This is a genomic window from Microtetraspora fusca, from assembly GCF_001570365.1.
GTDB classification, from domain to species: domain Bacteria; phylum Actinomycetota; class Actinomycetes; order Streptosporangiales; family Streptosporangiaceae; genus Microtetraspora; species Microtetraspora fusca.
On record NZ_BBYK01000089.1, the window covers coordinates 20,473 to 33,514 of the forward strand.

The window sequence follows — 13,042 nt, forward strand, 5'->3', positions numbered from 1 at the left end:
TGTCCAGGGCTCTACCAGGGCAAAGGACCGGAATATCCGGAAATCAGCGACTAGTGATCACCTTCCAGTCATCACCAGGAATCCCGTTTCATCGGGATATCGAAGGAAGCGATCCCCGGCCTGGGAAAAAGGCACGGTAAACGCGTCTCCCAGGCCGGGCGAACAGATTTTCCTCGCGCTTGATAATTCAGGCCGGTTCGAGGGCCCCCGCTGGAGCGCTACTGCGGCCGATTTCGGACGGAATCAGGCGTCGAGCCGGCCGTGAGCGGCGGCGGCCTCGAAGGGGAAACGGTCCGCGAAGGCCGGTCTCAGGTCGCTGAGCCAGACCGCGTCCGGGTCGTAGTGGGCGAAGAACGGGCGCCCGACCAGTTCGGGATCGCGCGCCTGGATGAAATGGAGGACGAAGACGCGCTGACCGGCGACCTCGGTGACGCCGTCGACGCAGACCTTGCCGGGGGTGGCCGACATGGAAGGGCCCCTGACCGTACGGCACAGCCCGGAGACCTGCGCGTACGCGTCACGGAAGACACGGTGGGCGTCGGCGAGGGGGACCGCGAAGTAGTCCTGGGGGCCGGTGTCCCGCTCGACGAACATGTAGTAGGGGATCATGCCCATGGCGGTCTGCCGCCGCCACATGTGAGCCCAGACGTCGGGCCGGTCGTTGATGGAGCGGATGAGGGGCGCCTGGGTGCGGATGGTGGCCCCGCTCTCCAGGATCCGCTCGACCGCCCGCTGCACGACGTCGGACTCGAGCTCGCGGGGGTGGGAGAAGTGCGCCATGAAGGCGAGGCTCTTGCCCGAGGCGACCACCTCGGCGAAGAGCTTGAGCGTGGCGTCCGCGTCCGGGTCGCCGACGAACCGGTCCGGCCAGTACGCCAGGGACTTGGTGCCGATGCGGATCGATTCGAGCTGCTCCAGCCCGAGCAGCGGTTCGACGTACCGGCGGAGCACCGCCTCGCTCATGATCATCGGGTCGCCGCCGGTGAAGAGGATGCTCGTCACCTCGGGGTGGGCCTTGACGTACTCGACGAGATTGCCGATGTCGTCGGAGGCCATCTTGAGGTCGGGCTCGCCGATGAACTGGGCCCAGCGGAAGCAGTAGGTGCAGTATGCGTGGCAGGTCTGTCCCTGCTTGGGGAAGAACAGCACGGTCTCGGGGTACTTGTGCTGCAGCCCCTGGACGGCTTCGCCGTCGACTCGGGGCACATTGAGTTCGAGCTGCCCGGCCGGGTGCGGGTTGAGCCGCATCCGGACCTCGCGGGCCGCCTCCTGGATCCGCGCCGCCGGCGCGCCGTCGCGCAGTAGGGCCGCCAGCCGCGAGACGTCCGCCTCGGGCAGCATGTCCTCCTGCGGGAAGACGAGCCGGTAGATCGGGTCATCGGGGACGGCCGACCAGTCGATCAGCTCGTCGACGACATAGGCGTTCGTGCGGAACGGCAGGACCGTCGCCACGGCGCGCACCCGCAACCGGGCCTGTTCGTCGAGGCCGCCGCGGCCGAGAAGCTCGTCAAGATGCTTGGTGGTGTAGGCCCGGAAGCCGCGTGTGCCCTCGCTAAAGATCACTCGGCCTTCCTTTCTCAGTAGGTTTCGGGAACTGTGTAAACCAACTACCCCCGTCGCGCGTCTGAGGTTCTCATATAACCCCAGGAGACCGCCTCACCGCAGGTTCCACACCCTGGAAACTTCCTTGTGAGGTTCTGCCATGTCCGGCGAGATCTCGCGACATATCGCGAAAGCGAGTATCGTGCGGATGTGACTTCCTTAACCCCATATGGCGATGGAGACGCAGGCCAGCGGGCCTCGGACGCCGATCGGGACAGGGTCGCGGCCGTCCTCGGGGAGGCGCTGGCGACCGGCCGCCTCACCTCCGCGGAGCACGCGGACCGGCTCGACGCGGCCTACCGCGCCGTGACGCTCGGCGACCTCGTCCCCCTGACCCACGACATCCCCGACCTCCCCGACGCCTCCCGGACGCCGACACCCGCCACCGAACGCCACGAAGTGGCCGCGGTCTTCAGCAAGGTCATCCGAAGCGGCCGCTGGGTCGCCGGGCGGCACACGCGGCTCCGCTCGACCTTCGGCGCCCTGATCGTGGACCTGCGTGACGCCGTACTGCCCGGCCGCGAGGTCACCCTCGAACTCGACTCCTTCTGCGGCAAGCTCATCGTCCGCGTCCCCGAGAACGCGCGGATCGTGGACGAGGGCAGCGCGCTGTTCTCCAAGCGCCACGTCTCGGGCGGCCATGAAGGAGACGGACCGCTGATCAGGGTGACGGGGAAGGCCAGGTTCGGCAAGATCATCCTGTCCCGGGTGGCCACCGACTGGCACTCCCCCTGGCACAGCTGACCGTCCCGCCCCACGTAAGGTCTACGCTCGCGCCAACGATCCGCGCAGGTGGCAGACTCGTGAGGTGAACCGATTGGACCGCGTTGCGCCAGATCCGGCTCCAGTCGGCACGCTTCCGGTGGCCCTCGACGCCATGGGCGGGGACAACGCCCCCGGTGAGATCGTGGCCGGAGCCGTACAGGCGGTCAGGGAACGCGGCGTCCCGGTGGTCCTCGTCGGCCAGCCGCGGCTGCTCTACGAGACGCTGGCCGCGCACGACGCCACCTCCGAGATCCCGATCGTACGCGCCGAGGAGGCCCTCTCCATGGACGAGGGCGCGCTCGCCAGCCTGCGCCGTCCCCGCTCCAGCATCGCGGTCGCCTGCCACCTGCTGAAACGCGGCGACGCGTCGGCCGTCGTGTCGGCCGGCTCGACCGCCGGAGTGGTCGCCACCGGCAAGCTGCGGCTGCGCGGGCAGCAGGGCGTCGGACGCCCGGCCATCGCGGTCACCCTGCCCACCCTGCCGACGCCCACCGTGCTCCTCGACGCGGGCGCCAACGCCGACGCCAAGCCGGAGATGCTGGTCCAGTTCGCGCACCTCGGCGTGGCCTTCGCGCAGGTCGCCCTCGACCTTCCCCGCCCCCGCGTCGGGCTGCTCACGATCGGCTCGGAGGCCGGAAAGGGCAACAAGCTCGTCAAACGAGCCCACGAACTGCTCTCCGCCACGCCCGGCGTCGACTTCGTCGGAAACGTGGAGGGTCACGACCTTCTCACCGGCCGCGCCGACATCGTGGTCACCGACGGCTTCACCGGCAACGTCGCGTTGAAGACCCTCGAAGGCAGCATCAAATACGCCTTCGGCCAGTTCAGGGAGACGATCGACGAGAGCGCCGTGGCCCGGCTCGGCGGCGTGCTTCAACGTCCGCGGCTGCGCCGCCTCTATCGCCGGCTCGACCCCGAGGCCACCGGCGGGGCCGTACTGCTCGGCCTGAACGGGACCGTCGTCATCGCGCACGGCTCCTCCAGGGCCGCGGGCATCGCCTCCGCCTGCGAGCTGGCCGCCCGGCTCGCAGGCGGAGAGATCGTCACCCGCATCGGAGAGCGGATCGCCTCGATCCCGAGATCCCATCGGCTCTGGTGAACGGCCGCGCTGACCTGGAAAACGGGGTGGACCGCCATCGATAAACTTGGCGCATGACCGACCCGCAGCTCGTACTCGCCGCGCGGGTCCAGCAGGCGCTGGGCACCGCATTCGGCCAGGAGTACTCAGGCGAAGACCCGCTGATCAGGCCCTCCCAGTTCGCCGACTACCAGGCGAACGTCGCGCTCAGCCTGGCCAAGCGGCTGCGACGTGCGCCGCGGGAGGTCGCCCAGGCCCTGGTGGACGCCCTCGACACCACTGACATCCGCGTCGAGGTCAGCGGCCCCGGCTTCCTCAACCTGACCCTCGACGACGGCTGGATCGCCGCCCAGGCCGACCGCCTCCTCGATGACGAGCGGACCGGCGTGCCGCAGCCCGCCCCCAAAACCGTCGTCATCGACTATTCCGCACCCAACGCGGCCAAGGAGATGCACGTCGGGCACCTGCGCACCACGATCGTCGGCGACACGCTGGCGCGCACCCACGAGCACCTCGGTGACCGGGTCATCCGGCAGAACCACCTCGGCGACTGGGGCACGCCGTTCGGCATGCTGATCGAGCACCTGCTCGACATCGGCGAGGAGGAGTCCCTGGAGCGGCTCGCCGCCGGTGACGGCAACGCCTTCTACCAGGAGGCCCGCCGCAAGTTCGACAGCGACCCCGATTTCGAGGAGCGCGCCCGCCGTCGGGTGCCGATGCTGCAGGGCGGCGACCCCGACACCCTCCGGCTCTGGCGCGAGTTCATCGAATACACCCAGCGCTACTTCAACCGCGTCTACCGGCAGCTCGGCGTCACCCTCACCGACGACGACATCGCCGGCGAGAGCATGTACAACCCCATGCTGACCGACGTCTGCGACGAGCTGGAGCACGCCGGCGTCGCGGTCATGAGCGAGGGCGCGCTCTGCGTCTTCCCGCCCGGCTTCACCGGCCGCGACGACCAGCCGCTCCCGCTGATCATCCGCAAGAGCGACGGCGGCTACGGCTACGCCACCACCGACCTTGCCGCCATCCGCTACCGCGTGCGGGACCTGAAGGCCGACCGCATCCTCTACGTCGTGGGCGCGACGCAGTCGCTGCACTTCCAGATGGTGTTCGCCTCGGCGCGCATGGCCGGCTGGCTGACCGACGAGGCCAGCGCCGAGCACGTCCAGATCGGCAGCGTGCTGGGCAGCGACGGCAAGATGTTCAAGACCCGCAGCGGCGAGTCGGTCAAGCTGACCGAGCTGCTCGAAGAGGCCGTCATCCGGGCCGAGGCCGTCATCGCCGACCGCGGCTACGACGCCGCCACCCGCCGTTCGATCGCGCAGCAGGTCGGCATGGGCGCGGTCAAGTACGCCGACCTGTCGGTCAGCCACGACAGCGAGTACGTCTTCGACTTCGACCGGATGCTCGCCCTGACCGGCAACACGGGGCCGTACCTGCAGTACGCGACCGCCCGGATCCGCTCGATCTTCCGCAACGGCTCCATCGACCCGGCCACGGTGAGCGGGCCGATCGTCCTCGGCGAGCCCGCGGAACGCGCCCTCGCGCTGCAGCTCCTCGGCTTCGGCTCGGTCATCGAGAGCGTCGTCGAGCTGTCCGAGCCGCACCGGCTGTGCAACTACCTCTTCGATGTGGCCCAGGCGTTCACGTCCTTCTACGAGAGCTGCCCGGTGCTCAAGGCCGAGAACGAGTCCGTACGGCAGTCGCGTCTGGCGCTCTCCGCCCTGACTCTGCGCGTCCTGCTCCAGGGCCTCCACCTGCTCGGCATCGAGGTCCCCGAGCGGATGTGACGTCCTTCCCCGCCCGGAGCGACCTGCCCCGGGCGGGGGCAAGTCCGCGTCGCCATTCGGCGCGTCTCGTCCAGATATGCCGCTACAACGGTCTAGTCTTGGCCCGGTCAAGGGAGTGTCCGCCGATCCCGCAACCCGTGGCCATCGCCAGGAGCGGTCGTCAGTCGGCGGCATTTCGTCACCTTCTCGGGGAGCGTTCTGCGTTGAGCATGGACCTGAGCAAGAACCCCGACGTCGCGGGTCTCGCCGACACCGCCGAGCTGCATCGGTACGCTGAGGCGCTCCTGGTCCACCTCGCCGCCGACGGGAGCGCGCCCGGCCTGCCGTCCGACGTCGCCGACGTGCCCGGCTACTGGCTCGCCCCCGCCGTCCAGGCCCTCGTCCTCACGCTCGCCGGCGAGGACGCGATGGAGCCGCTTTCCCGCGCCGCCGGTCTCGACGAGGGGCGCACCGCGCTGTTCCTCTGCCTCGCCCTCGCCGTCGCCGGTCACGGCGACCGCATCCACGCCTCCTGGCTCGGCACCGCCTTCGGCGACCTGAGCGACGACCGCCCGGTGACCTCAGGCCAGCGCGCGGTGTGGCTCGCCGCGGCGCGCGGCGCGTACGGGCCGGTCGGCAAGATCTTCGTGCTCCGCAAGCTCGACGCGGTGGCCGTACCGGCCGGGGATGAGCGCTGGCTGGAGGCCCTCGTCCCCGATGAGCCGGCGCAGGTCGTGCCGCAGGCGCTCGCCGGCTTTCCCCCACTGACCGAGCTCCCCGAGATCTGCGGTCCGGTCAGGGCCGCCGACCGGCTGAACCGGCTGCGCGAGCGCTGCGCCGAGATCACCACCTCCCGGCAGCCCGCCACCGCCTCCAAGATCGTGACCGGCTCCGTGTGGCCGGACGCCGAGCCGCTCGCCGTGCTCCACACGTTGATCGGGCAGAGCGGCCATGAGGGGCCGCTCAGCTCGCTTCGCGGCCATCTCCTCCAGGACGTCCAGCCCGGCGCCGAGCCCCACCTGGCCGCGCTCGCCCTCCATGTCGCCGCTCCCGCGGTGAAGGAGGCGGCGGAGACGCTCCTGCGCGCCGCTCAGGAGCCGCCGCCCGACACGGTGACCCTCCCCGTGCTGGGGCACCCGGTGATCCTCCGTCCCGAGGGGCCCGATCGCGACTCCATGCAGGCGGCCGAGCACGGCATCGTCACCGAGTCGGTGCCGGAGCGGCGCGGCAACTGGCTGGGGTACGCGCTGATCGCCATCGGCGTCGTTGTACTCGGCGTCGGCTTCACGATCTCGCTGGCGGCCCCGTTCGCCGGGGTCGCCGTCGCGATGTGGGGCGGATTCCTGCTGTGGCGGCGCAGAGTCCAGGAGCAGGCCGATCTCGACCGCGTCCAGGCCCGGCTCGCCGAGCTCCACGAGACCGCCGAAGGCGCGGTGTGGGCGCTGCACGAGCACGCGCGAGAGTCGATGAAGCGCGCAGACGCCGCGGCCGAGGATTTCACGGAGCTCACCCGTCTGCTCCGCCGCGGTCCCCGGGCCGCCTGATCTCGTCGGGGGGTTTCGGATCTCTGTGGGTCGTGCGTCGCCGAGCGCCTGATCTCTGGGTTTCGGGTTGTTCAACCGGCCGCGTACGGCTCCGGGTTGTTCAACCGGCCGCGTACGGCTTCGGGTTGTTCAACCGGCCGAGCCGGGACGGGCGAAGTACGGCCCGGGATCCCGGCCCGGCTTCAGATCATGGAGACTTCGACGTTGGCAGGGGTCAACAGGAAGACCTTCTCCGCGATGCGCTCGATGCGGCCCTCGCAGCCGTACGCGAGACCGGCCGCGAAATCCACCATCCGCGTCGCCTCGGCCGTCGACATGCCGACCACGTCCATGACCACCGTGTGGCCCTCGCGGAAATGCCGCCCAACGGTCAACGCGTCATCGTACTTCTGCGGACGCACCATCACGATCCGCGCGGGCTGTTCCGCGGGCTGCCAGCGCCTGGCCGCCCGCTCCGAGGCCGGCATCCAGTCATCCTCGTATTCTTCGTCGCCATAGGGCTCGTCGTACTGCTCAACGCCACCCAGGCCAAGGTAGCTTGCTACCTTGCGCACTGCCCCCATCGGTACATCCTCTCCCCGAGATCCGGCCGCATTGGGCTACCCCGATAGAAAGGACGGTAACCAACCATTCGGCCCCAGTCGGGCGACACGCCCGACTTGTATTTCTTTTTTCTGGCGTACGCCCCCGCGCCAGGCCGCATTCACGGCGTCGATAGCATCACCGTATGCGCGTCTTCACCGTCGATTCGTTCACCGACCAACCCTTCAAGGGTAACCCGGCGGGCGTCTGTTTGCTGGAAGCCTCGGCGACTGATTCCTGGATGCAGTCCGTCGCCGCCGAAATGCGCCACTCGGAAACCGCGTTCGTGCTCGGCCCGGACGCCGACGGACGCTACTCGCTGCGCTGGTTCACGCCGACGGTGGAGGTCGCGCTGTGCGGGCACGCCACCCTCGCGGCGGCGCATGTGCTCTATTCGGCCGGCCTCGCCGAAAACACGATCGAATTTACGACGCTGAGTGGAATTCTCACCGTCAGTCAGTCGGAAGACGGCTCCATAGCGATGGATTTCCCGGCGCATTCCCCGTCGGAAATCACCCCGCCGGACGGTTTGGCCGAGGCCCTCGGAGTGCCCGTACGGTGGACCGGAATGGGCCGTACCGATCTCCTCGCCGAGGTCGAGTCGTCACAAGTGGTACGCGATCTGACCCCTGACATCGACGCGCTGTCCGCGTTCGACGTCCGAGCCGTCATCGTGACCGCTCCCGCCGACCCGGCCGACGCGGCTGATTACGTCTCCCGGTTCTTCGCCCCTCGGGTGGGTGTCCCGGAGGACCCGGTGACGGGTTCGGCTCACTGCGTCCTGGCGCCGTACTGGTCGGCGAAGCTGGGGCGGGAGAGCCTTCTCGCCAAGCAGCTCTCACCGCGTACCGGCACGATGCGCACAACCGTCAAGGGGGACCGGGTCGAGCTTGTCGGCCAGGCCCTCACGATCTGGTCCGGCGACCTCCACGTCTAGGAACAGCAGGCCGCAGGACGGACGCAGGCCCAAGCGATCGTTGAGGAGCGCGGCGGCAGCCGTCATCGCAGCAATCGTCGGGACGGCGGACATGGGCCATCGTTGAGAATCACAGGCAGAGATCGCCGCTGAGGACCGGCGAAGCGGCCATCGCCGATATCAGCGAGGTGACAGCCGGCACAGCCCGGATCGCTTCCGGGCTGTGCTTCTCCCGAGTCACCGGTATGGCCGCCGAAATGGGTGGGGCGTGGGGACAGTGGAGGGAGCGGTGGCTGATGCCCGTAGGCACTACGACGGGGGGCTGCTCCGGCCGGCCGTGATAGTTGCGCTCCGGTGATGCCGCTCCCGCGGCCGTCGCGGGCGCGGTGGTACATGGCACGGTCCTACGCCGGCCTCCGCAACCCCCCGCCTCCGCGCCACACTCTCCCGCCGCACCTCCCTGCGGAACGGCCGGCCGCGTCGGGCCGTCCAGGGCCCCGTCGGTGCCGGCCGCCCAGACGCACGCTGCCGTACAGCTCCGGCCCAGTCGAGGGCCACGTGAAGCGGACGCCGCCACCTCTGGCACCGCAACCAGCGATGAGCCATGGCAGTACTACGACCTGGGCCACGGTGCCTCGCCAACCCGGTGCAGCGGCCGCCACCATGCTCCTGCCGATTGCCGATGTCCGCCAAGGCCCTACACAGGAGACTCCGCAGCGGGCGGCAGCGTTGCCGGTGATGGGACACGCGGAACGGCGAATGCGGGATCAAAGCCCGCGAAGGCCAGCCCGATGACGAAACCCGCGACCTCCTCCAGCTGACGGACACGATCCAGCGAGCCCAAAACGGCCGGCACCCCGCCGACATCACGCACCAGCGTGCTGACCACCTGCAGCGCAGCCGGATCGTCGCCGCACATCGCCACCGTCACCGGATGCTCGTCCTTGCCGGGCGCCCTGCTCCACTGCTCGGCCGGAAACAGGTGGAAGGCTTTGACGACATGCGCTCCCGGAGCGAGTGCGGCGATTCGCTCAGCCATCGCCTCTCCACGTTCGGTCAGCAACACACCGACGCCATGCTCGACGGCATTCGTGGGATCGATCAACGGGGTCCCCTCCAGCGAGCCCTCGGACGCGCCCGCGCTTCGCAGCATCTCATCGACGCCGTCCCACGACACCGCGAGCAGCACCGCATCCCGTCCCGTGACCGCCTCACGCGGCGTGACAGCCCGCACGCCCCGGCCAAGCCGATCGGCCAGCTTCTGTGCATTGGCCTGCGACCGCCCACCGATCACCAGCTCATGTCCGGCGCGCGCCCAGCCCTCACCCAGCGCCTCCGCCAGTGTTCCGGCCCCCAAGATCCCGATTCGCATCGGTCTCTCCCCTCTCAAACAGTGATCGTCGGGCCACGGTAGTAAGGCCGATACGCACCGATCGGTGCCTGACGAACGCACGACAATGGAGGCAGGATGAGCGATCGTGAAGCACACTGCTACGAACTGATTGCCGATTGCCGCCTGCGCGCGGCCATCGACCTCTTCGCCCACACATGGGATCCCGTCGTACTTGCGGCCTTACGCTCGCGTCCGCGTCGACGCCGCGAGCTGCGCACCGCGATCGGCGGCATCAGCGACAAGGTACTGACCGAGACGTTGCACCGCCTGCTCGCCAACGGCTTGGTCGACCGGCAGGCCTACGCCGCGGCCCCGCCTCGCGTCGACTACAGCCTCACCGACCTGGGCGAGAGCCTGGTCGATGGCCCGCTGGAGGCACTCGGACGCTGGATTCTCGAGCACGGCGACGAGCTTTCCGATGCCCAAGAACGCGCCCTGCGGATGCAGTCGACGCCGGGGTAACCAACCGGGACGTCGCTCTCACCGAGCATCCATTCGACAGCCGACCACTGCGGAACGCCGACAGCGCTCGACCCGCAAGCCGCTGGCCAGCAGAGCTTGACAGCACGTGATTCCACAGTTGCCCTCAGATATCGCCTGCGATGAGTTCCACCTCGAACCCCTCCACGTACAGCTGCATTTCCAACGGAGGGCGTGTCCTTCGTTCAGAGTGACGGGTCGTGGCACCCGGTGCGGGTGCCACCACCTTCGGGCGGCTAGCGCAGTGTGCGGAAGAACGCCCGGATGTCGGCGATGAGCAGGTCCGGCGCCTCCAGCGCGGCGAAGTGGCCGCCCCGGTCGAACTCCGACCAGTGGGTGATGGTGTTGCCGCGTTCGGCGTAGCGGCGGATGGGCAGGTCCTGGGCGAACACCGCGACCCCGGTCGGGGTCGTGGCCGGCTCGGTGTGCCAGCTGTGGGCGTGCATGTTCTCGTAGTAGAACTGCGCTGCGGACCCGCCGGTGCCGGTGAGCCAGTACAGCATCACGTTGGTCAGCAGCACGTCCCGGTCGATAGCCACCTCGGGCAACTCGGCCGCCGGGAAGGTCCATTCCTTGAACTTCTCGACCAGCCAGGCGAGCTGGCCGACCGGCGAATCGGTCAGCGCGTAGGCCAGCGTCTGCGGCCGGGTGGCCGAGAGCTTGAAGTAACCGCTCTGGTCGTCGGTGAACTCCGCCAGCACGTCCAGTCGGGCCTGCTCGGCGGGGGTGAGGCTGGCCCGCTCCTCGGCGGAGACCTGCCCGAACGGGATGAAGCCGAAGGATGCCGCGTTGACGTGCACACCGGTGACCTGCCCTGTGGCGGCACGTCCGAGTTCCGGCGCGACCAGCGCACCCAGATCACCGCCCTGGGCGCCGTAGCGGTCGTATCCCAGCCGGTGCATCAGCTGCGCCCAGGCCGCCGCGACCCGGCCGGTGTTCCATCCGGTTTCCCGGGTCGGTCCGGACAACCCGAACCCGGGGAGCGACGGGATGACCAGGTGGAAGGCGTCTGCGGGATCACCGCCGTGCGCGGCCGGGTCGGACAGCGGGCCGATCAGGTCGAGAAACTCCACGATAGATCCGGGCCAGCCGTGGGTGAGGATCAGCGGCAGCGCGTCCGGCCGGGGCGAGCGGATGTGCAGGAAGTGCACGCGCTGCCCGTCGATCTCGGTGGTGAACTGCGGGATCTCGTTCAGCCTCGCTTCGTGCTTCCGCCAGTCGTAGGCCGTACGCCAGTACTCCGCCAGCTCACGCAGGTAGGCCAGTGGCACGCCGCGGGCCCACCCGACGCCCGCCAGGTCGGTCGGCCAGCGGGTGGCGGCCAGGCGGTCGCGCAGGTCGTCCAGGTCGCACTGGGGGATCTCGATGCGGAACGGAGTGACGGTGTCGTTCATGTCGGTAACGCTAGAAGCACTAGCGGACACCTTCGGTCCTCTAGTGCTGGCAGACTTGCGCGGGTGAAGGAGACATCCGCGCGTCTGCTGCGGCTGCTGGCCCTGTTGCAGGCCCGCCGCGACTGGTCCGGGCAGGAACTGGCCGACCGCCTCGGCGTCACTACTCGCACTGTGCGCCGGGACGTGGACAAGCTGCGCGACCTGGACTACCCGGTCCATGCCGTGAAGGGCATCGCCGGTGGCTATCGACTCGGCCCGGGCGCTCAACTCCCCCCGCTGCTGCTCGATGACGACGAAGCCGTCGCCGCGGCCATCGCGCTGCGCATGGCGGCCGGCAGCGGCGTCGCGGAGATCGGCGAAACCGCGGTGCGCGCCCTGCTCAAGCTCGAACAGGTGCTGCCGGCCCGGCTCCGGCACCGGGTCAACGCCGTACGGCCCTCCGCGGTGCGCACCCCGTCGCCCGCATCCGCCGTGGACGCCGACGTGCTGAGCACCATCGGCTCCGCCTGCCGAGACCATCAGCGCCTACGCTTCGACTACCGCGGCAGCGGCGGTGCCCATACCCGTCGGCAGGTCGAACCGCACGCACTGGTGACGTGGGGTTCCCGCTGGTATCTGGTCGCCTGGGACTGCGACCGTGCAGACTGGCGCACCTTCCGCGTCGACCGCATCCAGCCCAAGACCCCCACCGGGCCACGGTTCACGCCGCGTGAGCTGCCCGGCGGAGATCCTGCCGCACATGTCGCCTCCAGCGTCGGCCGGATGTGGACCTACCAGGCAACCGTCCGGCTACACATCCCGGCGACCTCCGACATCGCCCGGACCGCCGCCACCTACGGCCGCGTCGAGCCCGTCGAGGAGGACAGCTGCCTGCTGCACATCGGTGCCGACACCCCGCGCGCGCTCACATTCCTGCTCGGCGCGCTCGAGGTCGACTTCGACATCGTCGACGCACCCGGCCTCGCCGTCCATTTGCGGCACATCACGGAGCGATACCAGCGGGCCCTCAGCGCGTGCCCGCCGGAAGGCCCGGCAGAGGCTTGATCGCGACATGGAGAAAGCCAGGGAAACAAAAAAGGGGCCTGCCACAGACCCCCTCAAAACACCGGCGACACTCGCAGGCGCAGCCAGCACAACAGATCCCACGAATGAACCGCCCACAACCCCCTACCCACGGCACAGCACCAGCCGGCGGGCCACAAAGCCAGCCCTCGCCCCACAGCCACCGACAGCACAGCCAGCCAGCCAGCCAGCCAGCCGGGACACCACACCCCGGCCCGGGGAAACCCCCAACCCCGGCACCACCACCGGACGCAGGAAACAAACCCAGCCCCCGGACCCGGAACACCACACCCCAGCCCCGGCCGACAACCACCAACACCACAGCCCGCCGACCCCGGGAACAAAAAAAGAGGGGCCCCACCACGGACCCCCTCAAAACACCACACCACCACCAGCCGGGCCAGCCAGAACACCACAACCCCGGCCGTGGGAAACAAAAAAGAGGGGCCCG

General features: G+C 69.4%; 11 protein-coding genes. 7 read left to right on the plus strand and 4 right to left on the minus strand.

Annotated features, from left to right (window positions below):
* Positions 1-243 precede the first annotated feature (243 nt).
* Positions 244-1,563, minus strand: coding sequence for a KamA family radical SAM protein (locus AWQ68_RS38645; protein WP_066951204.1), 1,320 nt, complete (start codon positions 1,561-1,563; stop codon positions 244-246).
* A 189-nt stretch (positions 1,564-1,752) separates the two neighbouring features.
* Here AWQ68_RS38645 and AWQ68_RS38650 point away from each other — a divergent pair, with 189 nt between their 5' ends.
* The 4 genes from AWQ68_RS38650 to AWQ68_RS38665 all read left to right on the plus strand — a co-directional run bounded on the left by AWQ68_RS38650 (position 1,753) and on the right by AWQ68_RS38665 (position 6,764).
* Complete coding sequence (locus tag AWQ68_RS38650) at positions 1,753-2,346, plus strand: DUF1707 SHOCT-like domain-containing protein (protein ID WP_066951207.1); 594 nt, start codon at positions 1,753-1,755, stop codon at positions 2,344-2,346.
* Positions 2,347-2,419: 73 nt separating this feature from the next.
* Complete coding sequence (gene plsX, locus AWQ68_RS38655; protein WP_281217855.1) at positions 2,420-3,466, plus strand: phosphate acyltransferase PlsX; 1,047 nt, start codon at positions 2,420-2,422, stop codon at positions 3,464-3,466.
* 53 nt (positions 3,467-3,519) lie between these two features.
* Positions 3,520-5,241, plus strand: coding sequence for an arginine--tRNA ligase (gene argS, locus AWQ68_RS38660; RefSeq protein WP_066951211.1), 1,722 nt, complete (start codon positions 3,520-3,522; stop codon positions 5,239-5,241).
* Between the two features lie 209 nt (positions 5,242-5,450).
* The gene (locus AWQ68_RS38665; RefSeq protein ID WP_245656541.1) at positions 5,451-6,764 is read left to right on the plus strand and encodes a hypothetical protein; all 1,314 of its coding nucleotides are present in this window, start codon (positions 5,451-5,453) and stop codon (positions 6,762-6,764) included.
* A gap of 182 nt (positions 6,765-6,946) precedes the next feature.
* On the opposite strand, the gene AWQ68_RS38670 is transcribed toward AWQ68_RS38665, so the two are convergent.
* Entirely contained in the window at positions 6,947-7,327 is a 381-nt protein-coding gene (locus AWQ68_RS38670) for a cell division protein SepF (protein ID WP_066951214.1), read from the minus strand.
* 164 nt (positions 7,328-7,491) lie between these two features.
* Between AWQ68_RS38670 and AWQ68_RS38675 the strand changes: the two genes are divergently transcribed.
* Complete coding sequence (locus AWQ68_RS38675; protein WP_066951216.1) at positions 7,492-8,283, plus strand: PhzF family phenazine biosynthesis protein; 792 nt, start codon at positions 7,492-7,494, stop codon at positions 8,281-8,283.
* A 676-nt stretch (positions 8,284-8,959) separates the two neighbouring features.
* On the opposite strand, the gene AWQ68_RS38680 is transcribed toward AWQ68_RS38675, so the two are convergent.
* Positions 8,960-9,634, minus strand: a complete 675-nt coding sequence (locus AWQ68_RS38680; RefSeq protein ID WP_066951219.1) for an NADPH-dependent F420 reductase — start codon at positions 9,632-9,634, stop codon at positions 8,960-8,962.
* Between the two features lie 96 nt (positions 9,635-9,730).
* Between AWQ68_RS38680 and AWQ68_RS38685 the strand changes: the two genes are divergently transcribed.
* The gene (locus AWQ68_RS38685) at positions 9,731-10,117 is read left to right on the plus strand and encodes a winged helix-turn-helix transcriptional regulator (RefSeq protein WP_066951221.1); all 387 of its coding nucleotides are present in this window, start codon (positions 9,731-9,733) and stop codon (positions 10,115-10,117) included.
* A gap of 254 nt (positions 10,118-10,371) precedes the next feature.
* On the opposite strand, the gene AWQ68_RS38690 is transcribed toward AWQ68_RS38685, so the two are convergent.
* Positions 10,372-11,529: an epoxide hydrolase family protein gene (locus AWQ68_RS38690; protein ID WP_066951224.1), complete on the minus strand. Its 1,158-nt coding sequence runs from the start codon at positions 11,527-11,529 to the stop codon at positions 10,372-10,374.
* Between the two features lie 63 nt (positions 11,530-11,592).
* Here AWQ68_RS38690 and AWQ68_RS38695 point away from each other — a divergent pair, with 63 nt between their 5' ends.
* Positions 11,593-12,573 (plus strand): helix-turn-helix transcriptional regulator, encoded by a 981-nt coding sequence (locus AWQ68_RS38695; protein ID WP_066951227.1) that lies wholly within the window; start codon positions 11,593-11,595, stop codon positions 12,571-12,573.
* Positions 12,574-13,042: the final 469 nt, after the last annotated feature.

Bases quoted from the DNA above. Each gene is read 5' to 3' on its own strand.
- AWQ68_RS38685 (WP_066951221.1), top strand. From the start codon at position 9,731: ATGAGCGATCGTGAAGCACACTGCTACGAACTGATTGCCGATTGCCGC.
- AWQ68_RS38670 (WP_066951214.1), bottom strand. From the start codon at position 7,327: ATGGGGGCAGTGCGCAAGGTAGCAAGCTACCTTGGCCTGGGTGGCGTT.
- AWQ68_RS38690 (WP_066951224.1), bottom strand. From the start codon at position 11,529: ATGAACGACACCGTCACTCCGTTCCGCATCGAGATCCCCCAGTGCGAC.
- AWQ68_RS38680 (WP_066951219.1), bottom strand. From the start codon at position 9,634: ATGCGAATCGGGATCTTGGGGGCCGGAACACTGGCGGAGGCGCTGGGT.
- AWQ68_RS38675 (WP_066951216.1), top strand. From the start codon at position 7,492: ATGCGCGTCTTCACCGTCGATTCGTTCACCGACCAACCCTTCAAGGGT.
- argS (WP_066951211.1), top strand. From the start codon at position 3,520: ATGACCGACCCGCAGCTCGTACTCGCCGCGCGGGTCCAGCAGGCGCTG.
- AWQ68_RS38665 (WP_245656541.1), top strand. From the start codon at position 5,451: ATGGACCTGAGCAAGAACCCCGACGTCGCGGGTCTCGCCGACACCGCC.